Source organism: Aquamicrobium defluvii, assembly GCF_004363725.1.
Classification (GTDB): Bacteria; Pseudomonadota; Alphaproteobacteria; order Rhizobiales; family Rhizobiaceae; genus Mesorhizobium; species Mesorhizobium defluvii.
Map to the genome: position 1 here is coordinate 1 of NZ_SNZF01000006.1, position 22,310 is coordinate 22,310.

22 protein-coding genes are annotated in these 22,310 nt (G+C 65.0%); 9 read left to right on the forward strand and 13 right to left on the reverse strand.

Annotation, left to right across the window (positions count from 1 at the left end):
* Positions 1–72: 72 nt before the first annotated feature.
* Genes DES43_RS23250 through bcoG form a run of 6 tightly spaced genes read right to left on the reverse strand, consistent with a single transcriptional unit; the run spans position 73 to position 6,444 of the window.
* On the reverse strand, positions 73–480 hold the full coding sequence (locus tag DES43_RS23250; protein WP_035024660.1) for a hypothetical protein: 408 nt from the start codon (positions 478–480) through the stop codon (positions 73–75).
* Complete coding sequence (locus DES43_RS06080; protein WP_035024661.1) at positions 437–1,219, reverse strand: carnitinyl-CoA dehydratase; 783 nt, start codon at positions 1,217–1,219, stop codon at positions 437–439. Before DES43_RS06080 ends, DES43_RS23250 begins: the two co-directional genes overlap by 44 nt.
* Positions 1,204–3,330, reverse strand: a complete 2,127-nt coding sequence (locus DES43_RS06085) for an acetate--CoA ligase family protein (RefSeq protein WP_051520442.1) — start codon at positions 3,328–3,330, stop codon at positions 1,204–1,206. The genes DES43_RS06080 and DES43_RS06085 overlap by 16 nt, the downstream gene beginning before the upstream one ends.
* A 1-nt stretch (position 3,331) precedes the next feature.
* Positions 3,332–4,495 carry an acyl-CoA dehydrogenase family protein gene (locus DES43_RS06090; protein ID WP_035024663.1) on the reverse strand — a complete coding sequence of 388 codons (1,164 nt, stop codon included), beginning with the start codon at positions 4,493–4,495 and terminating at the stop codon, positions 3,332–3,334.
* A 4-nt stretch (positions 4,496–4,499) separates the two neighbouring features.
* Positions 4,500–5,516 carry a carnitine 3-dehydrogenase gene (locus DES43_RS06095; RefSeq protein WP_133674870.1) on the reverse strand — a complete coding sequence of 339 codons (1,017 nt, stop codon included), beginning with the start codon at positions 5,514–5,516 and terminating at the stop codon, positions 4,500–4,502.
* Between the two features lie 10 nt (positions 5,517–5,526).
* Complete coding sequence (gene bcoG, locus DES43_RS06100; RefSeq protein WP_035024665.1) at positions 5,527–6,444, reverse strand: 3-dehydrocarnitine:acetyl-CoA trimethylamine transferase BcoG; 918 nt, start codon at positions 6,442–6,444, stop codon at positions 5,527–5,529.
* A gap of 76 nt (positions 6,445–6,520) precedes the next feature.
* Between bcoG and DES43_RS06105 the strand changes: the two genes are divergently transcribed.
* Positions 6,521–7,501: a GlxA family transcriptional regulator gene (locus DES43_RS06105; protein ID WP_035024667.1), complete on the forward strand. Its 981-nt coding sequence runs from the start codon at positions 6,521–6,523 to the stop codon at positions 7,499–7,501.
* Here the strand turns inward: DES43_RS06105 and DES43_RS06110 are convergent, their stop codons facing one another.
* From DES43_RS06110 to xylB, 4 genes are all read right to left on the reverse strand, one after another.
* Positions 7,502–7,711, reverse strand: coding sequence for a hypothetical protein (locus DES43_RS06110; RefSeq protein WP_035024668.1), 210 nt, complete (start codon positions 7,709–7,711; stop codon positions 7,502–7,504).
* Positions 7,712–7,857: 146 nt separating this feature from the next.
* Positions 7,858–8,343, reverse strand: coding sequence for a GNAT family N-acetyltransferase (locus DES43_RS06115; protein WP_035024669.1), 486 nt, complete (start codon positions 8,341–8,343; stop codon positions 7,858–7,860).
* 20 nt (positions 8,344–8,363) lie between these two features.
* Positions 8,364–9,689, reverse strand: a complete 1,326-nt coding sequence (gene xylA / locus DES43_RS06120) for a xylose isomerase (protein WP_035024671.1) — start codon at positions 9,687–9,689, stop codon at positions 8,364–8,366.
* Positions 9,686–11,140: a xylulokinase gene (xylB, locus tag DES43_RS06125; protein ID WP_035024672.1), complete on the reverse strand. Its 1,455-nt coding sequence runs from the start codon at positions 11,138–11,140 to the stop codon at positions 9,686–9,688. The genes xylA and xylB overlap by 4 nt, the downstream gene beginning before the upstream one ends.
* A 250-nt stretch (positions 11,141–11,390) precedes the next feature.
* On the opposite strand from xylB, the gene aztA reads away from it, so the two are divergent.
* The 7 genes from aztA (at position 11,391) to DES43_RS06160 (ending at position 18,925) form a co-directional block, all read left to right on the forward strand.
* Positions 11,391–12,218 carry a zinc ABC transporter ATP-binding protein AztA gene (gene aztA, locus DES43_RS06130; RefSeq protein WP_035024674.1) on the forward strand — a complete coding sequence of 276 codons (828 nt, stop codon included), beginning with the start codon at positions 11,391–11,393 and terminating at the stop codon, positions 12,216–12,218.
* Positions 12,218–13,093: a zinc ABC transporter permease AztB gene (gene aztB / locus DES43_RS06135; protein WP_035024675.1), complete on the forward strand. Its 876-nt coding sequence runs from the start codon at positions 12,218–12,220 to the stop codon at positions 13,091–13,093. Before aztA ends, aztB begins: the two co-directional genes overlap by 1 nt.
* Positions 13,094–13,111: 18 nt before the next feature.
* On the forward strand, positions 13,112–14,035 hold the full coding sequence (gene aztC / locus DES43_RS06140; protein ID WP_035024677.1) for a zinc ABC transporter substrate-binding protein AztC: 924 nt from the start codon (positions 13,112–13,114) through the stop codon (positions 14,033–14,035).
* A 156-nt stretch (positions 14,036–14,191) separates the two neighbouring features.
* A complete protein-coding gene (gene aztD / locus DES43_RS06145) occupies positions 14,192–15,460 on the forward strand; it encodes a zinc metallochaperone AztD (RefSeq protein ID WP_035024679.1) in 1,269 nt (422 codons plus the stop codon).
* Between the two features lie 60 nt (positions 15,461–15,520).
* Complete coding sequence (gene zigA, locus DES43_RS06150; protein WP_035024681.1) at positions 15,521–16,744, forward strand: zinc metallochaperone GTPase ZigA; 1,224 nt, start codon at positions 15,521–15,523, stop codon at positions 16,742–16,744.
* A 256-nt stretch (positions 16,745–17,000) separates the two neighbouring features.
* On the forward strand, positions 17,001–17,675 hold the full coding sequence (locus tag DES43_RS06155; RefSeq protein ID WP_051520443.1) for a L,D-transpeptidase: 675 nt from the start codon (positions 17,001–17,003) through the stop codon (positions 17,673–17,675).
* A gap of 86 nt (positions 17,676–17,761) precedes the next feature.
* Positions 17,762–18,925 carry a diphosphate--fructose-6-phosphate 1-phosphotransferase gene (locus DES43_RS06160; RefSeq protein WP_035024683.1) on the forward strand — a complete coding sequence of 388 codons (1,164 nt, stop codon included), beginning with the start codon at positions 17,762–17,764 and terminating at the stop codon, positions 18,923–18,925.
* A 30-nt stretch (positions 18,926–18,955) separates the two neighbouring features.
* On the opposite strand, the gene DES43_RS06165 is transcribed toward DES43_RS06160, so the two are convergent.
* Positions 18,956–19,666, reverse strand: coding sequence for an ArsR/SmtB family transcription factor (locus DES43_RS06165; protein ID WP_063608050.1), 711 nt, complete (start codon positions 19,664–19,666; stop codon positions 18,956–18,958).
* Between DES43_RS06165 and DES43_RS06170 the strand changes: the two genes are divergently transcribed.
* On the forward strand, positions 19,665–20,003 hold the full coding sequence (locus DES43_RS06170; protein WP_035024684.1) for a DUF1127 domain-containing protein: 339 nt from the start codon (positions 19,665–19,667) through the stop codon (positions 20,001–20,003). The genes DES43_RS06165 and DES43_RS06170 overlap by 2 nt on opposite strands.
* An 81-nt stretch (positions 20,004–20,084) precedes the next feature.
* Here the strand turns inward: DES43_RS06170 and DES43_RS06175 are convergent, their stop codons facing one another.
* Both DES43_RS06175 and DES43_RS06180 read right to left on the reverse strand, forming a co-directional pair.
* The gene (locus tag DES43_RS06175) at positions 20,085–21,533 is read right to left on the reverse strand and encodes an aldehyde dehydrogenase family protein (protein ID WP_035025003.1); all 1,449 of its coding nucleotides are present in this window, start codon (positions 21,531–21,533) and stop codon (positions 20,085–20,087) included.
* 86 nt (positions 21,534–21,619) lie between these two features.
* Positions 21,620–22,192: a glycosyltransferase family protein gene (locus DES43_RS06180; protein WP_342585378.1), complete on the reverse strand. Its 573-nt coding sequence runs from the start codon at positions 22,190–22,192 to the stop codon at positions 21,620–21,622.
* Positions 22,193–22,310: the final 118 nt, after the last annotated feature.

Genomic DNA, 22,310 nt, shown 5'->3' on the forward strand with positions numbered 1-22,310 from the left:
CCCTGCAATCAACCAGCAGGGGTGGGTTCAAACATGGGTCACTTCTCAATGGAAAAATCCCTCAATCCCGGGTCAGCTCTCAGCGGAAATCAACACGCCGAGAACGGCGCGACATTCCACACCTCGGCCCAGTAGCCATCGCCTGGCGCGCGCTGGACAGGCGGCCTTGTCCGGATCGAATTCGCGTTGCTCGATGTCGTCGGGCCGTGCATTGCGGTAGATGCGGATCGGTATCCGATGTGTCGGCGTGCCGATGGCCGTGTCCGTTGCCGTTACCCCCTGAGGGTGACCGGCATGAAACGCGCGGCACATGCTGTCACAGGTGTGCCGCTGCCCGCCAACGCTCCGTTCGACTGCGTCGGCAGGATAGAAGCTGTTGGTGCGCTCGATGAAAGCCCATGTCTCGGCATCGATCAGCTTCGAATAGTCCGTCCTCTCATCTGCCCTTCCAGACAGGATCGCGGCCTTCGGCGAAGGCACGCGGACCTTCCGCATGATCCTCCGAATCATAAAGGATATCGACGGCCGGCAATTGCCGGCGCGTCACCTTGTTCATCGCCTCCTGGAAGGGCAGTCCTTCGGCGGCACGCACCGTTTCCTTGATGGCCGCGAAAACCAGCGGCGGGCCGCTTTCCAGAAGCCGGGCGACCTCCCACACGCGCTCTTCCAGCCTGTCGGCCGGCAGCACCTCGTTGACGAGCCCCCAGCGCTGGGCTTCCGCGGCATCCATCCAGCGGCCGGTGAAGAGCAGATCCATCGCGACATGATAGGGCATGCGCTTCGGCAGCTTGATCGTGGCCGCATCGGCCAGCGTGCCGGCGCGGATTTCCGGCAGCGCGAAGCTGGAATGCCCGGAGGCGTAGATGAGGTCGCAGGAAAGCGCCAGCTCGAAGCCTCCGCCAACTGCCATGCCGTTGACGCAGGCGATCACGGGCTTGTTGAGGTCGCGCAGTTCCTGCAAGCCGCCGAAGCCGCCGACGCCATAGTCGCCATCCACCGCATCGCCGCCTGCGGCCGCCTTCAGGTCCCACCCGGCGCTGAAGAATTTCTCGCCGGCCGTCCGCACGATGGCGACGCGCAATTCCGGATCGTCCCGAAACGCCTTGAAGGTTTGCCCCATCAGCCGCGATGTGGCGAGGTCGATGGCGTTGGCCTTGGGCCGGTCGAGCGTGACCTCAAGAATGCCTCCTTCGCGGCGGGTTTTCACGACATCGGACATAAAGCCTCCTCCTTGTCCGGGACCGCGACAGGGGCCGGACGCACCACCAGCAGCGCATCGGCAATCCACGCGCCCCTTCCCTGTTCGCAGACGATCAGCGGATTGATATCCAGCTCCTCAATCTCCTGCGCGTGGTCTAGGACGTAACCGGCCAGCGCATGGATCGCATCGACAGCCGCACCAAGATCGGCTTTTGCGCGTCCGCGATAACCATCCAGAAGCGGGAACAGCCGAAGACTGCGCAAGCCGGCTTCGATCTCTGCCGGCGTGGCAGGCAGGAGCAGGGTTGTGCTGTCCCGAAGAAGCTCCACCAGAACGCCACCACTGCCCAGCGTCATCACCGGCCCGAAAACCGGATCGCGCGTCACGCCGACGATCAGTTCCGCCACCGCGCCCGAAACCATGCGCTCGACATAGAGGCCCTGCCCCGTAACCACGAGCTTTTCAGCCTGCGCACGAACCTCCTCACCTGATTTCAGGTTGAGTTTCACCGCGTCCAGTTCGCTCTTGTGGCCCACGCCAAGCGCCTTGAGCGCTACAGGAAAACCCAGCCTTTCCGCGGCAGCCACGGCTTCTTCCACAGCAGAGGCGCGCAGGCCGGCAGGGACCGGAAGCCCGGCGGCGGCAAGACGCGATTTCGCCTCGGCTTCATCGGGCACCGTTGCCTGCGCATGCCGGGTGCCGTCCACGCCAGCCGCAAACACCTTCTCGGGAGCGGGCTTTGCCCATGCCTCTCCGATGAACGCAGCAGCCTCCGCCGCCTCCAGCGCTTCCGCAATGCCATGCAAAGGCACGATTCCGCGCTCGATCAGCTGTTCGGCATGATGCTCCGGCAGATTTTCCGGCATGGTGGCGACGATGGCCCCGCGCGCGTCATTGGCCTTCAATGCCGCCTCGAAGGCAGCGGAGGCGGTCGCCCAGTCGGCATCCGAGCAACGGTCCGCGCGCGGATAGTCGAGCACCAGCATGTCGAGATCGAAGCCGCCTTGCACGAAAATGCCGAAGGCCGCCTGCATCGCCGGGCCGTCGTTCCAGATGAAGGTGTGGTAGTCGAGAGGATTTGCCGGCGCGACCAGCGGGCCCAGCACATCGCGCACCCGTTGCCGGTGCCCCGCAGAAAGCGCCGGGAAGCCGACTCCCCGGCCGACCGCAGCGTCCGCGATTACCGAGGCTTCCCCGCCAGAACAGCTCATCGACGACAGGCGGCGCCCCGGCAGGGGGCCATGGACATGGACGAGCTTCAGCGCTTCCAGCAAGGAGGGGATGGAGCCGACACGGGCAATGCCCAGCCGCCGCAGAAAAGCTTCGGAGCCGGCATCGGAACCGGCCAACGACGCCGTGTGCGAGATGGTGGCCGCGCGTGCCTGTTCGGAACGGCCAACCTTCATCGCAATTATGGGCTTGGCGAGTTCGCGGGCGCGCGCGGCCAGCCTTTCGAACCCGGAAACGCTGTCGAACCCTTCGATATGCAGGCCAAGGCAGGAAACGCGTTCATCCTCGATCAGGCCCAGCGCCATGTCGGACAGGCCGGTCTGCGCCTGATTGCCCGCCGTCATCAGATAGGCCACCGGCAAGCCGCGCTGCTGCATCGACAGATTGATGGCGATGTTGGAGGACTGGGTGATGATGGCAGCGCCACGTTCGCCGGGTTTCAGCCGCCGCCCGCCATGCTGGTCCGGCCACAGCAGCGCCCCGTCGGCATAGTTGATGAGGCCATAGCAGTTCGGGCCGATGACGGGCATGTCGCCCGCCGCGGCAATCAGCTCCCGTTGCAGGCGTGCGCCTTCCCCCTCGTCCTCTCCGGCTTCCAGAAAACCGGAGGCGAAGCAGATGGCCCCGCCAGCCCCCATCGCCGCCAGTTCCCGGACGATGCCGATGGTGGCGAAGCGGTTGACGCCGATGAACACCGCATCCGGCGCGCCCGGCAATTCCGCCAGCGAAGCATAGGCGCGAACGCCCTCGATCCCGGTGCGCCTGGGATGCACCGGCCACACCTCGCCGGCAAACCCCATTTTCAGCGATTGCACGACCACATTGGGAGCGTATGCCCCGCCGCCGATCACGGCGATGGACTTTGGCCGCAACAGGCGTTCGAGGGGGTTTACCGACACATCAGCCTCCCACCGCCCTCAACAAGGCACGCGAAATGATGTGGCGCTGGATTTCAGACGTGCCTTCCCAGATGCGCTCGACACGGGCGTCGCGCCAGATGCGCTCCAGCGGCAGGTCGTCCATCAGGCCCATGCCGCCATGGATCTGGATCGCCTCATCCGCCACGAAAGCCAGCATCTCCGTGGCCTTCAGCTTGGCCATGGCCATGTCCTGATCGGTGACGGTGCCCTGATCGTATTTCCAGCCAGCCTCCAGAACCATCAGCTCGGCCGCCTTCAGTTCCGTCGCCATGTCGGCCAGCTTGAACGAGACGCCCTGGAACTTGCCGATCCGCTGGCCGAACTGCTCACGCTGCGCGGCGTAGTCGATGGCGTGGGAAAGCGCCCGTTCGGCTCGCCCGAGACAGGTGGCCCCAACCTGAAGGCGCGTTGCGCCCAGCCAGCTGTTGGCCACCTCGAAGCCTTTGTGGACCTCCCCCAGCACCTGGCTCTTCGGCAGCCGGCAATTGTCGAACTCCAGCACCGAATTGGTGTAGCCGCGATGCGAGACGTTGCGATAACCGTCGCGCACGGTGAAGCCGGGCATGCCCTTGTCGACGAAGAAGGCGGTGATCTTCCTGCGCTTGCCGCGCGGCCCGTCCTCCTCGCCGGAGGCCATGAAGCAGATGGCGAAATCGGCAATGTCTGCATGGCTGATGAAATGCTTGGTGCCGTTGAGCACCCAGTCGTCGCCATCCTGCACGGCGCTCGCCTTCATGCCGCGCAGGTCCGAACCGGCGCCCGGCTCTGTCATCGCCAGGCAATCGGATTTTTCGCCACGAATGCAGGGATAGAGATATTTCTCCTTCTGCTCGTCCGTTCCCGCAAGCAGGATGTTGGAAGGGCGCGCCACGCAGGTCCAGTGCAGGGCATAGTTGGCGCGGCCAAGTTCCTTTTCGTAAAGCAGCCACGTGACCGTATCGAGACCCGCGCCACCCACCTCTTCCGGCATATTGGCGGCGTAAAGGCCGGCAGCGATGGCCTTTTGCCTGATCTCCGCAACCAGTTCGGGGCGCAGATGCCCTGTGCGTTCCACCTCCGTCTCATGCGGGTAAAGCTCGTTTTCGACAAAAGCGCGTGTGGTTTCGACAATGGCGCGCTGTTCCTCGCTCAGCCCGAAATCCATCGCCTTACACCTTCTGCCCGGAAGCCAGCTTCGCCAGGCGGGCCGTGTAATCGTTGAGCAACTCGCCTGCTCCCCAGCCCTTGCCGTCGTTCTGGCGGCCGAGGGCCTGCATCATGGCGACGAGGTTGTCGTCGCGAATCTGCTCCAGTTCGCGGATCGACCATTTTCCGGACTGCTCGTCGGACTGACCGGCAATCAGATCCACCAGTTCATCGTTGAATTCCGGCACATCGGTCAGCTTCGTCCACGGCCATTCCAGGCAGGGGCCGAACTGGGCCATGAAATGACGCATGCCGGCCTCGCCGCCGGCAATGCGGTAGACCTGGAACATGCCCATCTGCGCCCAGCGCAGGCCGAAGGAATAGCGCATGATGTCGTCGAGTTCCTCGACGGTACAGATGCCGTCCTTGATCAGCCACAGCGCCTCGCGCCACATGGCTTCAAGCAGCCGGTCGCCGACGAAAGCCTCGATCTCCTTGCGCACCACCACCGGCTTCATGCCGATGGAGGCATAGATTTCCCTTGCCTTTTCGATCGTATCCCGCGCGGTCGCCTCACCGCCCACCACCTCCACCAGAGGCAGCAGGTAAACCGGATTGAACGGATGGCCGACCACCAGCCGCTCCGGATGCTTCTTCATCGCGGACTGCATATCGCTCGGCTTGATGCCGGAGGTGGACGAGCCGATGACGGCATGCGCAGGGGCATGCGCATCGATCTCGGCCAGCACCTTGTGTTTCAGTTCAAGCCGTTCCGGCACGCTCTCCTGAATGAAGCCGGCATCCGCCACAGCCTCCGCGATGGTTTTTGCGAAGGTGAGCGTGCCTTCCCGCGGCAAGCCTTCCGGGCACATCTGCCGGTAGGCGCGGCGTGCGCCCTGCATCACCTCATCCACCTTGCGGGCGGCTTGCGGATCGGGATCGAAAATCGAAACGTCGATGCCGTTGAGCAGCAGGCGCGCCACCCAGCCAGCGCCGATCACCCCGCCGCCGACGGCGGCTGCCTTGTGAATGGTCATGATTGCGCCTCCCTCAGATCGCCAGCGGCGCGCGCTTGGTGAGATTGAGCTTCCTGCGCACCTCTTCCGGCCCGATGACGCGCGCACCCAGATTTTCCACGATGCTCACAGCGCGTTCCACAAGCTGTGCGTTGGTGGCGAGCTGCCCCTTGCCGAGCCACAGATTGTCCTCCAGCCCGACGCGGACATTGCCGCCGGCAAGAACCGCCGCCGCCGCATAGGCCATCTGGTTGCGGCCAAGCGCGAAGGCCGAGAATGTCCATTCCTTCGGCACGTTGTTGACCATGGCCATGAAGGTGTTGAGGTCGTCCGGCGCGCCCCATGGCACGCCCATGCAAAGCTGCACCAGAGCATCAGGGGCCAGAACGCCTTCCTTCACCAGTTCCTTCGCGAACCACAGATGGCCGGTGTCGAAGGCTTCGACCTCAGGCTTGACGCCCATTTCGGTCATCATGGAGCCCATCGCCCGCAACATGCCGGGCGTGTTGGTCATCACATAGTCGGCCTCGGCGAAATTCATGGTGCCGCAGTCGAGCGTGCAGATTTCCGGCAGGCACTGGCGCACATGCTCCACGCGTTCCGCAGCACCCGCCATGTCGGTGCCCTGCTGCTTCAGCGGCAACGGCGCCTCGGGGGAGCCGAACACCATGTCGCCGCCCATGCCGGCGGTGAGGTTCAGCACCACGTCGACTTCCGCCGCGCGGATGCGCTCGGTCACCTCGCGATAGAGGTGGATGTCGCGGCGGGGCGCGCCGGTCTCGGGGTCGCGCACATGGCAGTGCACGATTGCCGCCCCTGCCTTCGCGGCCTCAATAGCGGACTCGGCAATCTGCTGCGGCGAGCGTGGCACGTGCGGGCTGCGGTCCTGCGTGCCGCCCGATCCGGTGACGGCACAGGTAATGAACACCTCGCGATTCATCTCGAGCGGCATGGGGGCGTCTCCTCCAATTGACGTGCGCCATCATTGCACGCTTGCAGGCTTCTGCTTTGCGTTTTACGAACGCAAAATGGCAAAAAGCGAAAAACCGAGCATATTCCGGGCCGAGCACGCCCCGCTCAAACTGACGTTCCTGCTATTCTCCGGATCGTCGATCATGTGCGTGGCCTCGGCCATCGACCCGCTGCGCGCCGCCAACCGCATCGCTGGCGAGCGGCTGTTCGATTTCAAGCTGGTGTCGATGAACGGCGAGCCCGCCATGACCACCAGCGACCTGCCGGTGCCGGTGAGCGGACGCTTCGACCCGCGCGAGGCCACCGACGTGCTGGCCGTCATCGGCGGTTTCGGCGCAAAGAATCACGGCACCGCCGCGCTGCTTTCGGGACTGCGCCAGGCGGCACGCCCGGCGCGCGCCATCGGCGGCATCGAAGCCGGCACATGGCTGGTGGGCCGTGCCGGCCTGCTGGAAGGCCGCGCCGCCACCACGCACTGGGAGGATCTGGAGGATTTCGCCGCCGCCTTTCCCGGTGCCGATGTGCGGCCCGACCGCTACGTCATCGACGGTCCGGTGTTCACCTCGGGCGGCGCCTCGCCCACCTTCGACCTGATGCTCCACCTGATCCGCACGAGGCTCGGCATGGCGGTGGCGCTGGATGTCGCCAGCGTCTTCATCTACGACCAGACCCGCGCCGCAACCGACGCCCAGCCGCTGGTCTCGCTCGGCCGCCTCGACGGCTACGATGCGCGGTTGGCACAGTCGATCCGGCTGATGGAATCCCATATCGACCAGCCGCTGACCATCGCAAGCGTGGCACGGCGCGTCGGCCTCACCCCACGGGCGCTGGAGAACATCTTCCGTTCCTCGATCGGGGAGACGCCCGGCGCCTATTATCTGCGTCTGCGCCTCAACGCGGCGCGCCGGCTGGTGGCCGACACGCGCCTGCCGATGGCCGACATCGCGGCCCGCACCGGCTTCTCGTCGGCCACGACCTTCTCGCGCGCCTTCGCCAAGGGGTTCGGCAAGGCGCCATCCATGTTGAGGAACGGTTGATCAGGCTGCGTTTCGGCTGCGTTGCCCGCCCTGCTCCAGAAGGGCCCGCATCTGCCTGGACAGGTGTGCCTGAAGGCGGCTGGCGACGGCGCGGTCCCACTCGTCGCAGGCTTCGCTGGCGGCCGGGCGCGGCAGCGCCATCAGCCGGTCGAAAATGGAACCCGTGCCCCCGTTCGACAGAAGGGCGTCGATTTCGCGATCCTGTTGCATATCGGCTCGCCTCGTTTCAGCCAGTTACGAGGCTCGTTTATAGGATATGCGTGACGGCCACATGAAGGCAGCACGGCGGCATTGTGGCGGCAATTCGGGGACCCTTTTTCCAGGTTGCCACGATTGCGCGAAAACCGCCAAACCGGCTATTCGGGGTCGCCTAATGCCTTTTCGAAAAGGACCGTGGTGAGGCCGCTCTGCCATTCCTCGTCCGGATAGCGCCCCATCTCGACATAGCCCAACGCCTTGTAGAAGCTCTGGCTCTGCTCGTTGAAGGTGTCGGTTTCCAGCCGTGCCTGGCGGAACCCCTTCGCGGCCATCTCCCGCTCCGCCAACTCCATCAGGCGTCGTCCCACGCCCCTTCGCTGAAAGCCGGAAGACACATGCAGCGCATCGACGAAATCGTCGACGCAATGGATCAGCCCCGCGATCTCGCCGCCGATCTCGGCCACCAGCATATCCGCTCCGCAGCGCTCCACAAAGCGGCCGCCGATATCGGTGTCGACATAGCGACGGATGGAGGCTTCCGTGATCTGAGGCCGCCAGGTGCTTTCGAACGTATCGCGCAATATGGCCTTCATGGCCGGAAAGTCCCGCGGACGCGCGGGCCGCACAATAATTTCATCCGTCATTTCATCCCGCGCGCTTTACCTTACACATAGCGGTTGACCACATTCTCCAGATATTCCTGTCGGCCGGAGCGCGGCTGCGGCTCGATGCCATCCTTCACCACGCGCTCGGCCACCTGTTCCAGCGTGCGCTTGCCGCCAAGAATCGCGTTGGCCTCCTCGCCGTTCCAGCCGGCATAGCGCTCTTCGAGCGGCTTGATAAGGGCCTTGTCCTCGATCATGCGGGCCGCCGCCTTCAGGCCGCGCGCGCAGCAATCCATGGCGCCGACATGGGCGATCAGCAGGTCTTGCGGGTCGAGCGACTGGCGGCGCAGCTTGGCATCGAAATTTGTGCCGCCGGTGGTGAAGCCGCCGGCCAGCAGCACCTGATAATAGGCCAGCGCCATTTCCGGCACATTGTTGGGGAACTGGTCGGTGTCCCAGCCGGACTGGTAGTCGTTGCGGTTCATGTCGATGGAACCGAAGACGCCGAGGGCACCCGCCAGCGCCAGCTCATGCTCGAAGGAATGGCCGGCGAGGATGGCATGGCCCTGCTCGATGTTGACCTTCACCTCCTTCTCCAGCCCGAAATCCCGGAGGAAGCCGTAGACAGTGGCGACGTCGTAGTCGTACTGGTGTTTTGTGGGCTCCTGCGGTTTCGGCTCGATCAGGATCGTGCCCTTGAAACCGATGCGGTGCTTGTAGTCGACGACCATCGACAGGAAGCGGCCGGCCTGCTCGCGCTCGCGCTTCATGTCGGTGTTGAGCAGCGTCTCATAGCCTTCACGCCCGCCCCACAGCACGTAATTCTCGCCGCCGAGCCGTTTCGTGACATCGATGCAGGATTTCACCGTGGCGGCCGCATAGGCGAAGACGTCCGGATCGGGATTGGTCGCGGCACCCGCCATATAGCGGCGGTGCGAGAAGAGGTTGGCCGTGCCCCACAAGAGCTTCACGCCGGTCTCGGCCTGCTTCTTTTCGAAGACGCCGGCGATCTCGTCGAGGCGCGCGGCGCTCTCGGCAAAGTTCTTCCCTTCCGGGCGCACATCGGCGTCGTGGAAGCAGTAGTAAGGCACGCCGAGCAGCGAGAACATCTCGAAGGCCACATCCGCCTTGAGGCGCGCCTTGTCCATGTCCTCGTCCTTGCCCCCTTTTGGGAACCATGGCCGCTCGAAGGTCTGGCCGCCGAAGGGATCGCCGCCCGGCCAGGCGAAGGAATGCCAGTAGGCGACGGCAAAGCGCAGATGGTCCTCCAGCCGCTTGCCAAGCACGATCTCGTCGGGATCGTAGAAGCGATAGGCGAGCGGATTGGTGCTTTCCGGGCCTTCGTAGCGGACGGGCGCGATGTCGCCGAAGAAGCCGGTGCTCATGCTGTAACTCCCTTGATGGCAGGATAGAGGGCGCGGTAGCGCCGATAGGCATCCGCATAAGCCTGGGCCAGCGCGGCATCCGGCTCGGTGGTGGCGCTGGTGGCGGGCGGGGTGCAGATAGTGCGCGGATCGGCCCCGGTCGCGGCGATCAGGCCAAGGCGCGCCGCGCCGAAGGCTGCCCCGAAATCGCCATCGGCCGGCACGTCCACCGGAATGCCAAGCGCCGTCGCAATCGCCTTCAGCCAGTAGAGCGAGCGCGAGCCGCCGCCGATGGCGGTAACCCGCTCCAACCGCGTGCCGGCGCTGGCCAGCGCCTCCAAGCTGTCGCGGAAGGCGAAGGCGACACCTTCCAGAACTGCCTGCGTCAGCGCAGCGCGGCCGCTCTCATGGGCGAGACCGGCGAAGACGCCGCGGATGGTTGCGTCATTGTAGGGCGTGCGCTCGCCCGACAGATAGGGCAGGAAAGTCAGGCCCGAAGGCGCCCTGAGATCATCTCCAAGCTCCGCCGTCAGCTCGGCCGCCTTACGGTCGGTGATGCCGGCCAGCCAGTTCAGCGAATCCGTGGCCGACAGGATGACGCCCATCTGGTGCCAGGTCTGCGGCAGGGCGTGGCAGAAGGTGTGCACGGCGCTGGCCGGATTGGGCAGGTAAGCTTCATTGGCGGCGAACAGCACGCCGGAGGTGCCGAGCGAGACGAAGGCATGGCCTTCGCCCACCGTGCCCATGCCGCAGGCCGAGGCCGCATTGTCCCCTGCCCCGCCGGCAATCGGGATGCCCGCCTGCATGCCCCATTTGGAAGCGAGTTCCGCGCGCAGCGCGCCGGCCTGTTCCGTTCCCTCGACAAGGGCGGGCATGCGGCTCTCGTCCAGCCCGGTCGCGGCGAGCAGTTCGCCGGACCAGCGCCGCTTTCCGACATCCAGCCATGAGGTGCCGGCCGAATCCGACATTTCTGACATGCGCTCCCCGGAGAGCCACAGGCGCAGATAATCTTTCGGCAGCAGCACTTTCGCGATACGCGCGAAAATCTCCAGCTCGTTGGCCTTCACCCAGACGAGCTTGGGCGCAGTGAAGCCGGGAAAGACGATGTTGCCGGTGATCCGGCGAAAGTGCGGATCGGCGTCGAGGCTGGCCGCTTCGGCATGGCTGCGCACATCGTTCCAAAGGATGCAGGGGCGCAGCACCCGGTCGTCGCGGTCGAGCAGCGTCGCGCCATGCATCTGGCCGGAGAGGCCGATGCCCTTCACCGCCGCCAGTTCCTTCGGATGCGAGGACTTCAGCTCGCCGATGGCGCGCTCGCAGGCTTCCAGCCAATCGGCAGGGTCCTGCTCCGACCAGCCGGGATGCGGGCGCGAAACGTCGAGGTCGCCATGACCGGAGGCGACCGGCCGCTGATCGCCATCGATCAGCAGCGCCTTGACGCCGGACGTGCCGAGGTCGAGCCCGAGATACATGCACTTCCTCCCGATCCGCGACGATAGCGGAAAACCGGAAACGCAAAACGACCCTTGTCGTTCGATATTCCGATTTATTTCGAATATCGTAAAAATTCGCGGTTCGCCAGCCAAATGTGTCCCGGACGACAAGCCGCGATGGTCGCCAACACATTTTTCCCTTCCACGGGTGATTTGCCATCTTGCCGTCACGAAGCACAATGTAATAACATCACATCACTCGATCCCTCGACGGACCCGCATTCGCCACATGGCTGACGCCTGCATCACATTCCGCGACCTGACGCTGGGCTACAACAGCCATCCGGCCGTGCATCATCTGTCCGGCACTGTGCGCAAGGGCTCGCTCACCGCCGTTGTCGGCGCCAACGGCTCCGGCAAATCCACGCTGATGAAAGGCGTGGTCGGCATGCTGAAGCCGATGGCCGGCTCGGTCGCCGTGACACCCGGCACGCGGGTCGCCTATCTGCCGCAGCAGTCCGAGCTCGACCGCACCTTTCCCGCGCGGGTGGCGGACCTCGTCTCGCTCGGCCTGTGGCCGAAGCGCGGCCTGCTTGGCCGCCACACGGCGCAGGATCGCACAGCCGTATCGGAAGCCCTGATGGCGGTGGGGATGGAAGGTTTCGAACAGCGGCCCATCGATACGCTCTCCGGCGGCCAGCTCCAGCGCGCCCTGTTCGCGCGGGTTCTGGTGCAGGATGCGGAGCTGATCCTGCTCGACGAGCCCTTCAACGCCATCGACGCCCGCACCCTCACCGACCTGATCGCGCTGATCAAGCGCTGGCACGGCGAGAACCGCACCGTCATGGTGGTCGTGCACGACCTCGACCTTGTGCGTACCCATTTCCCGGAAGCGCTGCTTCTGGCCCGCAGTCCCGTCGCCTGGGGCGAGACGAAAGCGACGCTGGCGCCTGAAAACCTGCTGCGCGCCCGCCAATTCCACGAAGCGTGGGACGAAAATGCGCCATGGTGCGCCGCGGATGGCGATCACGACCACGCGCATGAGCACGATGGACATGAGCATCACCATCATGCCCATGATGAGGCCGGGCACGCGGCGCGCGAGAAGGTTGCCTGATGGACGCGCTTCACCAGTTCCTCGTCGCGCCGTTCACCGAATTCGCCTTCATGCAGCGCGGACTGCTGGGCACGGTGCTGCTGTCGTTCAGCGCCTGCCCGATCGGCGTTTTCCTGATGCTGCGGCGCATGAGCCTGACCGGCGATGCCATGGCGCACGCCATCCTGCCGGGCGCCGCCGCCGGCTTCCTGCTCTATGGCTTGCAGATCGTGCCGATGACCATCGGTGGGCTGCTGGCCGGCGCCATCGTGGCGCTCGGGGCCGGCGCGGTCTCGCGGCTGACGATCCAGAAGGAGGATGCCTCCATGGCCGCCTTCTATCTGATCTCGCTGGCCCTCGGCGTCACCATGGTGTCGTTGCGCGGCTCCAGCGTCGACCTGATGCATGTGCTGTTCGGCACCGTTCTGGCGCTCAACAACGCCGCGCTCACGCTGATCGGCATCGTTGCCGCAGTGACGCTTGCCGCCCTTGCCGTGTTCTGGCGCGCGCTGGTGGCGGAATGCCTCGACCCGCTGTTCCTGCGTTCGGTGTCACGGCTCGGAACGCCGGTGCACTTCATCTTCCTCGGGCTGGTCGTGCTCAACCTCGTCGCCGGCTTCCAGGCACTGGGAACGCTGCTTTCGGTCGGCCTGATGGTGCTGCCGGCCGCCGCCGCCCGCTTCTGGACGCAGCGCGTCGAGACCATGGCCGTGCTGGCCATCGCCTTCGGGCTCGTCTCGTCCATCAGCGGCCTGCTCTTGTCCTATCACGCGGCGCTGCCCTCCGGCCCGGCCATCATCCTTTCCACCGGCATGCTCTATTTCGTGTCGGTGCTGTTCGGCACGCGCGGCGTGCTGGCAACCCGCCGGCCGCGCCACGCCCACCGGATCGCCTGACAACAGGAAACCTCACGAATGACACTCTTCAAAAAGCTCGCCTCGGCTTTGATTGTTATAACATTCACGCTGCCTGCCTCGGCGGCGGAAAAGCTCAATGTCATCGCCAGCTTCTCCATCCTCGGCGATTTCGCGCAAAAGGTCGGCGGCGACCGCATCGAACTGCGCACCATCGTGGGACCCGACAGCGACGCCCATGTCTACGAGCCGAAACCGGCCGATGCCATCGCGGTGGCCAGGGCCGATGTGGTGCTGGTCAACGGGCTGCTGTTCGAAGGCTTTCTCCAGCGCCTGATCGAGGCCAGCGGCACTTCGGCCGAGGTGGTCGAGGTCAGCCAGGGCGCTGAAATCCTCAACGACCCGGCCGGGGGACACTATCACTACAATGGTGGCAAGGCCGTGTTCCATGAAGCCCCTCTCGACCCGCACGCATGGCAGTCGGTGGCCAATGCCCGAACCTATGTGAAGAACATAGAAGCGGCCTTCTGCGAGACGGACGCCGAAGGTTGCCCGGCCTATCAGGCGAATGCGAAAGCCTACGATGCCGAGCTCGACGCGCTGGACAGGGAAATCCGCGACACGCTCGCCTCGATCCCGCAGGATCGCCGCGTCTTCGTGGTCGCGCACAATGCCTTCCGCTATTTCGAGCACGACTACGGCGTCACCTTCCTCGCTCCGCAGGGTGTCTCGACCGACTCGGAAGCCTCGGCGGCCGATGTCGCCGGCGTCGTGCGCGAGATCGCCGGCCAGCGCGCCACCGCCGTGTTCGCGGAAAACATCTCGAACTCGCGGCTTGTAGAGCAGATCGCCTCGGAGGCCGGCCTGAAACTCGGCGGCTCGCTCTATTCGGATGCGCTGTCGAAGCCTGACGGAAAGGCCGCGACCTATATCGACATGATGCGCCGCAACCTCGCCACCATCAGGGATGCGGCCGGCTCCTGACCGCGAAGCCGCCGTACCCCCGGGTCGGCCGGCGCCGTGCCTGAGCAGCCGGCCGACCCTGCCCGCCCCCCCCCGCCCCGCGGCAAGGACACCGGACGCCCGATTTGCGTCCTTTTTTCCTCACATTTGTAACGTAATAACATTAAGGAGAGAGATATGAGAAAATTCTTCTACGCAGCCTCTGCGCTGGCGCTGGGAGCCTGCCTGTGGACCGGCCCGGTGCTGGCCGACGAGGACGATGTGACCGCATGGCGGCTTTTCGTCACCGATCATGAGCAGCCCGTGGTGAACGTGATCGACGCGCTCGACGGCGACAAGCTCGACACGTTCACGATCAAAGGCCCGGCTTCGCTCTACCGCACCGAGAGCGGCCAGACCGTTTTTGCTGTGCAAGGGTCAGCCAGCGTGGTCTCGGTCATCTCGACCGGCATCGCCTTCCAAGATCATGGCGACCATGGCGACATCGACGTGGACGATCCCGAACTGCTCGACACCACGCTGGATGGTTCCAAGCCGGCCCACTTCGTGGAGCGCCAGGGCAATGTCGCGCAATGGTTCGACGGCGAGGATAAGGCGCGGCTGTTCACCGAGAAGGCAGCCCTTGAGGGCAAGCCGCAGGTGCGCGAGGTCAGTGTCGTCGCCCCGCATCACGGCGTGGCGGTGCCGTTCGACAAGCATGCTGTGGTGACCATCCCCAACCCCGAGGATGCGTCGAAGCGCCCGATCGGCGCACGTCTCGTCGATCTCGACGGCAAGCAGATCGGCGAGGATGTCGCCTGCCCCGGCCTGCACGGCTCGGCCGGATCGGGCAGTCTCTATGCGCTCGCCTGCGACACCGGCCTGCTTCTGATCTCGCAGGATGGCGACGTGCCCGAAATCCGGCACCTGCCCTATTCCGACAAGCTGCCCGAAGGCAGTTCCTCGACGCTGATCGGCGGCAAGGGCCTGCAATATTTCGTCGGCAATTACGGTCCCGACCGCATCGTGCTGGTCGATCCTTCGGAACAGGACGCCTTCCGCCTGGTGCAGCTTCCGACGCGCCGGGTGCATTTCGCCGCCGATCCGATCCGTTCGAAATTCGTCTACGTCATCACCGAGGACGGACAGCTTCATCAGGTCGACGTGCTGAGGGGCGAGATCGCGCATTCGCTCAAGCTGACCGAACCCTATTCCATGGATGGTCACTGGAGCGACCCGCGCCCGCGCATCACTGTCGCCGCAGACAAGGTGTTCGTCACCGATCCGCTCAACAGCAAGATCCACATCGTAGACGCGAACTCCTTCGAGAAGGCCGGTACCATTACGGTGGAGGGCAAGCCCTTCAACATCGTGGCCGTGGGCGGCACGGGCAAGGCGCATGAGGGCGAAGGCCACGAACACGCCGGAGGCGACCATGCCCATGAGGAAGGCCACAAGCACGACTGATCGAAGACCCGGCATCCGCCACCGGCGGGTGCCAGCCCAACTCATCCTGCGGAAAGCGCCATGCCAGACACAGCCACGCAAAACCGCCGCCTGCCAGTGACCGTGCTCTCCGGCTTTCTCGGAGCCGGGAAGACCACGCTTCTCAATCACATTCTCAACAATCGCGAGGGCCGCCGCGTGGCGGTGATCGTCAACGACATGAGCGAGGTCAATATCGACGCCGCGCTGGTGCGCGACGGCGGTGCGAACCTGTCGCGCACCGAGGAGCAGCTCGTGGAGATGACCAATGGCTGCATCTGCTGCACGTTGCGCGACGACCTGCTGCAAGAAGTACGGCGGCTGTCGCAGGAAGGCCGCTTCGACTATCTGCTGATCGAGGGCACAGGCATTGCGGAGCCGTTGCCGGTCGCCGCGACCTTCGATTTCCGTGACGAAAACGGCGAAAGCCTGTCCGATGTCGCCCGTCTCGACACCATGGTCACGGTGGTCGATGCCGCAAACCTGCTCACCGACTACGGTTCGCAGGATTTCTTGCGCGATCGCGGCGAGATCGCCGGCGATGGAGACGACCGCGCCATCGTCGATCTTCTGGTCGAGCAGATCGAGTTCGCCGATGTCGTCGTCCTCAACAAGGTATCCGACACACCGGCTCACAATCTCGACATGGCGCGCCGGATCGTGCGCTCGCTGAACCTCGACGCCGAGCTGATCGAAACCGATTTTGGCGAGATTTCCCTCGACAAGGTGCTCGACACCGGCCGCTTCGATTTCGAGAAGGCCGAGACCCATCCGCTCTGGTTCAAGGAACTCAACGGCTTCGCCGACCATGTGCCGGAAACCGAGGAATACGGCATCCGCTCCTTCGTCTATCGCGAGCGCCGGCCGTTCGACCCGGTGAAGCTGAAGGCTTTCGTCAACCGCTCATGGCCGGGCGTGGTGCGCGCCAAGGGCTTCTTCTGGCTGGCCACGCGCCCGCATTATGTCGGCGAACTCAGCCAGGCCGGGGCGCTGGTGCGCACCGGAAAGCGCGGTCTGTGGTGGGCTTCGGTGCCGAAACGGCGCTGGCCCGACCATCCCGAATGGCACGCGGCGATGCGGCCCTATCTCGACGAGGTCTGGGGCGACCGGCGGCAGGAAATCGTGTTCATCGGCTGCGATCCGATGAACGAGGCGGAGATCCGCGCGGAACTGGATGCGTGCCTCGTTCCGGAGCGGAATTTTCTGCCGGGGCGCTGGCGCAGCCTGTCCGACCCTTTCCCGAGCTGGGAGCCGCAAGCGGCCTGAGGCCGGACGGAATTGCAACCGTTCCGCGAGATGCTTCACGGTTTGTAAACCATGAATACCGAAAATACCTGCGAATGCCGGACCGAGGGGGCCCGGCCGGTATCGCAGGAACGAGTGCATGTCAAAGCTGCCACGCGACCCGTCGTCGCCAGTTGCCGGGCCAGTTGCCGGGCCAGCCGCCGCGCCAGCCGCCGCGCCAGGCACCGGCGGGGCCGGTTCGTCGAGCGCCCTTCCCCGCCGCCTGCTGCTGCAAGGCATGGGCGCGACCGCCCTGATGGCCGCCGGCGGCTGCACCACCGGCTCGTCCGGTTTCGATGCCCTGAACCTCGACTACACTTCGACCGGCTCGATCCGCCCGATGCGCCCCTCCATCAGCGTCGACCGGCAGATCACCAGCCCGGACGTCATGTATGCGGGCCTGACCGATGGCGGCTTTTCCGTCCCGGAAGTGCCCTACCAGAAGATCAAGCCGCAGTTCCGGCGCCAGATCGTGGTCGATCCGACCGGCGAGGCGCCCGGCACGATCGTCGTCCACACCAAGGATTGCCTGCTCTATCTGGTGCAGCCCGGCGGCGAGGCGATCCGCTACGGCGTTGGCGTCGGCAAGGCGGGCTTTTCCTGGTCCGGCCGCGCCAACATCCAGTATGGCCGCGAATGGCCGACCTGGACGCCGCCCCGCGAAATGATCCAGCGCCGGCCTGAACTGGTGAAGTGGCAGAACGGCCAGCCCGGCGGACTCGACAATCCGCTCGGCGCCCGCGCCCTCTACATATTCCAGAACGGGCAGGACACGCTCTACCGAATCCACGGCTCGCCCGAATGGTGGAGCATCGGCCAGTCCGTGTCCTCGGGCTGCGTGCGGCTGATCAACCAGGATATCATCGACCTTTACAACCGCGTATCCAAGCGCAATCCGATTGTGGTCATCTGACCCCGTAGCGAATCGATTTGAATATACGGCTGCGCGTCGATACAAGACGCGCAATCGTATATATTTCGAGCATTCGGGAGGTCGAAATGGCCGGAACTTTCGTTATCGCGCAAGGCGGCGGGCCGACGGCTGTCATCAACCAGACACTGGCGGGTGCAACTCTGGAAATCCGCAAAAGGCATCCCGGTGCGCGCGTGCTGGGTTCCCTGCATGGTGTGCGCGGCATCCGCGACGGCAACTATGTCGACCTCACGGACCTGCCCGAGGAACAGTTGCGCCTGATCGCCGGAACACCCGGTTCGGCGCTGGGTTCCACCCGCGACAAGCCGGATGCCGCCTATTGCGAGCTGATCCTGTCCGGCCTGAAGAAGGTCGACGCCGAAGCCTTCATCTATATCGGCGGCAACGACACCGCCGGCACGCAGCAGATTCTCAGCAGTGCCGCAGGCGGCTCCATCGCCATGGTGCACGCCCCCAAGACCATCGACAACGATCTGGTGGAGAACGACCACACGCCGGGCTTCATCTCCGCGGCCGAGTTCGTGGCCGGCGCGTTCTTCTCGGTCGATCTCGATTTCCGCGCCCTGCCCGGCATCTATGTCGGCATCGTCATGGGGCGTCATGCCGGCTTCCTCACCGCCGCTTCGGCAGCATGGCAGCAGGACGAAGCGAGCGGACCGCACCTCATCTATGTGCCGGAGCGCGCCTTCGACATTCCACGCTTCATCGACGATGTCCGCGCGACCTGTGACCGCCATGGCCGCTGCGTGGTGGCCGTGTCCGAAGGCGTGTCCACCGCCGATGGCAAGGCGCTGGTGGAAAGCCTCGTGCCGCCGGAGCGGCTGGAGCGCGACCAGCATGGCAACGTCAAGCTCTCGGGCAGCGACCTGACCGCCGCTCTGGAGCGGGCTCTTGCCGAGCATCTGCCCGGCAAGCGGGCGCGCGTCGATGCCTTCGGGTTCCTCCTGCGCGGCTATGTCGGCGCAATCAGCCAGACCGACGCGCGCGAGGCGTTCGAGGCAGGGGCGTTTGCCGTGGAAGTCGCCGGTCAAGGCGGCGGCTCGGTGGCGCTTCAGCATGACGGCAGCACGGTGCTGAAGAACGTGCCGCTCACCGCCGTCGCCGGCAAGACAAGGCATATGCCGGACGATTTCCTGCACCCACAGGAAAACCGTCTCAGCGAAGCGGGCCATGCCTATCTGAAACGGCTGGTGCCGCCGAAATTCAAGGTCGGACGGCCCTTCGTCTGAGGCGCCGGCAAGAAGCAGCAGGCCGGCCGCTCAGGGGCGGCTGTGCCAGTCGTGCGGAATCCCGAAGGTTTGCGCCAGCCCGCTTTCGCCCGCCTTCGTGATCCTGAGCGCACGGCTGTCCGGCGTGCGCGCAATCCATTTCAGGTCGAGAAGCCGGGTCAGCAGTGCAGCACCCAGCCGGCCGGCCAGATGCGGGCGACGCTCGCTCCAGTCGAGGCAGGTGCGGCATAGCGGCCGCTTCGACGGCGAACTGTCGAGATTTATGCCGGTTTCCGCAAGGAAACGCGTTCCCGCCGATGTGATAATGCCCGCGCCGTCCGCAAGGACGATATGGCCGCATTCCTGCATCGAATCCGCCAGCGCAAGACCAAGCCTTCCGGCGATGTGATCGTAGCAGGTGCGTGCCCGGCGCAACGCCTCGTCGCGGGGACCGACCGGATGGTGCCGCTTCGGCCCTTCAGCGGCGAGAACCGACAGGGCCTCGATGACCCGTGCCACCTCCGGTGAAGCCAGCCGGTAATAACGATGCCGGCCCTGCTTCTGCGGAACCACCAGTTCGGCATCGGCCATCCGGGCAAGGTGCCCGCTGGTGGTCTGGGCCGTCACGCCTGCGTGGCGCGCCAGTTCGCCGGCGGTCAGGGCCTGCCCGCCCATCAGCGCCGAGAGCATGTTGGCGCGTGCGGGATCGCCGATGAGTGCGGCCACCGCCGCGATTGTGTTGCCGGAAGCAATGTTCGACATGGCCGCATCCTACCCGTCATTGCAGCCGCCGTCAGCCAGCGACATTTCGGCCAATGCCGAAACATGGGGCGAACGACGCGGGATAGAGTATGCCATGTCCTGCACGCCCGATCCCCTCAACGACCATTCCGCTTGTGCCAGCCCCAGCCCGGATGAGCGGCCCGACGTTTCGCAAAGCCCGGCCATTCGCCGATTCGTACGGCTGATCTGGCACATCTGGCCCGATCGATACCGCCAGCGCAGCCACCTGCGTGAAATGGAGGCGCATCGGCTCGACGACATCGGCGTCAGCCGTGTCGAAGCCGAGCGTGAAGGCCGCAAGCCTTTCTGGCTTTAGGACCTCACCGCTTTTCCCCGGACCATAAGCCTGCGTCGCATGTCCGCCGGATGGCGCCGGAAGAAGCCCGACCGGGGCCTCTCAGCCCGCCGCCTCGTCCCAACCGCTGACTGCCTTCACTTCAAGAAAGTCTTCCAGGCCCCACTTTCCGCCTTCGCGGCCAAGGCCGGACTGCTTGTAGCCGCCGAATGGGCTGCCATAGGGGCGGCTGGTGCCATTGAGCTGCACCATGCCGGCCCGCAGCCGGCGCGCCACGCGCTGCGCCTTCGCCTTGTCCTGCGTCTGCACATAGGCTGCCAGCCCGTAGGGCGTGTCGTTGGCAATGGCGACGGCCTCCTCCTCATTGTCGAAGGGAATCATCGCCAGAACCGGCCCGAAGATCTCCTCGCGCGCGATGGCCATGTCGTTGTTCACGTCGGCGAAAATGGTCGGGCGCACGAAGTAGCCGCGATTGAAGCCTTCCGGCCGGCCAAGGCCGCCAGCGACCAGACGGGCGCCTTCCCTGATGCCCTTCTCGATCATCGCCTGCACCTTGGTGAACTGCATTTCCGACGACAGCGGCCCGATATGATCACCCTCCTCGGCCGGATTGCCGACCTTGACCGTGGCGGCCACATCCGCCGCAATGCCCACCGCACGATCATAGACCGGGCGCTCGACCAGCATCCGGGTCGGCGCGTTGCAGGACTGGCCCGTGTTGTTGAAGCAATGCCGAACCCCGCGCGCCACCGCCTTTTCCAGATCGGCGTCGGCAAAGACGATGTTGGGCGACTTGCCGCCAAGCTCCAGCGCCACACGCTTGATGGTTTCCGCCGATGCCCTGGCAACGGCGATGCCGGCGCGCGTCGATCCGGTAAAAGACATCATGTCGATGTCGGGATGGCGTGACATCGCCTCGCCCACGGTCGGCCCGTCGCCATTGACCATGTTGAAAACGCCGGCAGGGAAGCCTGCCTCCTCCATGATCTCGGCAAAGACGATGGACGAGACCGGTGCGATTTCCGAAGGCTTGAGCACCACGGTGCAGCCGGCGGCGATGGCTGGAACCACCTTCAGCGTTACCTGGTTCATGGGCCAGTTCCACGGGGTGATCAGCCCGCACACGCCGATCGGCTCGTGCACGATCCGCTCCTGCGGGTTGCGCTCGTCGAGAGGGGTCTCGAACCGATAGTTCCGCAAGGTTTCGATGAACGCGCGGATGTGGCCGGCGCCGCTTGCTGCCTGTGCGTTGAGTGCCAGCCTGATCGGCGCGCCCATCTCTTCCGAGATGGCCTTGGCCATGTCCTGCATGCGGGCCTCATAGACGTCAGCCAGCCGCTCCAGCGCCGCAACACGCTGCTCGCGGCCGGTCACGCTCCAGCTTTCGAAGGCGCGCTTCGCTGCCGAGACTGCCTTGTCGACATCGGCGGAAGAGCCCAGCGAAATGACGGCGAACGCCTGCTCGTCAGCAGGATTGATGACTTCCAGCTCCCTGGGTTCGACCGGTGCGACCCATTTGCCGTCGATGAAGAAATCCGTCTTGCGCAGCATGTCCATCTCCTCTCATTGCCTGCCCGGCAATCCCTGACGTCCGTTCTAGTCGGGGAACGGGGCAAGGCTCAAGGCACCAGCCCGCTTTATGTTGAGGCCAGCCGCTCGCGTGCGCTGCGAGACGGAGCCGGCAGGATGACCGCCGGCAATGTCCTCACCGCCAGCCCGCGTCCCAACGCACCCGCATTGCCGGCATGGCCGGACAGTGCCAGCGCCTGCCCGCGAGGCAAAAGCAGGCCCTGCGTCAACGGGCCGGGCCTGCGAAAAACCCTTGCGAGAAATGGCGTTGGTTGCGAACGGTCCCTCGAAAACCGCGCCGCCATCGCCGAACGCGCGGCATGGATGGCGACAGCCTCCGTCCAGCCATCGAGCAGGCGGGCGCCGGGTTCGAGCAACAGCAGCCAATCCCCCTTTGCAGCCAGCACCGCCTCGCCGATACCGCCGGCGATCCATACGCAGCCCGCATGATCTGCGACCGCCTTTGTCCCGTCCACGGAGCCGCTGTCGCAAACGACGACATCCCGCACCAGCCCTTCGACCGCGCCCGACACCAGCGTGGCCAGCGTGCGGGCAAGGCCCTCCTCGTCGTTCCCGGTCTCGATGATGACGCTGAGCATAACCGCCTGATAGCTTAAAGGAACGGCACGCGCCAGTTGCAAGCCGCTCCATTCCTTGCCCGGATCAAACAAAGTTCTTGATTTGTTCTCTTTTCCGGATAGGAATAATTTCATGGCAATAGCGATTCGACAGTCTCAACCCACACCGTGGGAGAAGGCC

Excerpts from the sequence above, each read along its gene's own strand:
- aztA (WP_035024674.1), top strand. The coding sequence starts at position 11,391 with ATGGCTGACGCCTGCATCACATTCCGCGACCTGACGCTGGGCTACAAC.
- xylA (WP_035024671.1), bottom strand. The coding sequence starts at position 9,689 with ATGAGCACCGGCTTCTTCGGCGACATCGCGCCCGTCCGCTACGAAGGC.
- aztD (WP_035024679.1), top strand. The coding sequence starts at position 14,192 with ATGAGAAAATTCTTCTACGCAGCCTCTGCGCTGGCGCTGGGAGCCTGC.
- DES43_RS06160 (WP_035024683.1), top strand. The coding sequence starts at position 17,762 with ATGGCCGGAACTTTCGTTATCGCGCAAGGCGGCGGGCCGACGGCTGTC.
- DES43_RS06175 (WP_035025003.1), bottom strand. The coding sequence starts at position 21,533 with ATGCTGCGCAAGACGGATTTCTTCATCGACGGCAAATGGGTCGCACCG.
- aztC (WP_035024677.1), top strand. The coding sequence starts at position 13,112 with ATGACACTCTTCAAAAAGCTCGCCTCGGCTTTGATTGTTATAACATTC.
- bcoG (WP_035024665.1), bottom strand. The coding sequence starts at position 6,444 with ATGCCGCTCGAGATGAATCGCGAGGTGTTCATTACCTGTGCCGTCACC.
- DES43_RS06110 (WP_035024668.1), bottom strand. The coding sequence starts at position 7,711 with ATGCAACAGGATCGCGAAATCGACGCCCTTCTGTCGAACGGGGGCACG.
- DES43_RS06155 (WP_051520443.1), top strand. The coding sequence starts at position 17,001 with ATGGGCGCGACCGCCCTGATGGCCGCCGGCGGCTGCACCACCGGCTCG.
- DES43_RS06165 (WP_063608050.1), bottom strand. The coding sequence starts at position 19,666 with ATGTCGAACATTGCTTCCGGCAACACAATCGCGGCGGTGGCCGCACTC.
- DES43_RS06105 (WP_035024667.1), top strand. The coding sequence starts at position 6,521 with ATGGCAAAAAGCGAAAAACCGAGCATATTCCGGGCCGAGCACGCCCCG.
- DES43_RS06090 (WP_035024663.1), bottom strand. The coding sequence starts at position 4,495 with ATGGATTTCGGGCTGAGCGAGGAACAGCGCGCCATTGTCGAAACCACA.
- zigA (WP_035024681.1), top strand. The coding sequence starts at position 15,521 with ATGCCAGACACAGCCACGCAAAACCGCCGCCTGCCAGTGACCGTGCTC.
- aztB (WP_035024675.1), top strand. The coding sequence starts at position 12,218 with ATGGACGCGCTTCACCAGTTCCTCGTCGCGCCGTTCACCGAATTCGCC.
- DES43_RS06115 (WP_035024669.1), bottom strand. The coding sequence starts at position 8,343 with ATGACGGATGAAATTATTGTGCGGCCCGCGCGTCCGCGGGACTTTCCG.
- DES43_RS06080 (WP_035024661.1), bottom strand. The coding sequence starts at position 1,219 with ATGTCCGATGTCGTGAAAACCCGCCGCGAAGGAGGCATTCTTGAGGTC.
- DES43_RS06170 (WP_035024684.1), top strand. The coding sequence starts at position 19,665 with ATGGCCGCATCCTACCCGTCATTGCAGCCGCCGTCAGCCAGCGACATT.
- xylB (WP_035024672.1), bottom strand. The coding sequence starts at position 11,140 with ATGTATCTCGGGCTCGACCTCGGCACGTCCGGCGTCAAGGCGCTGCTG.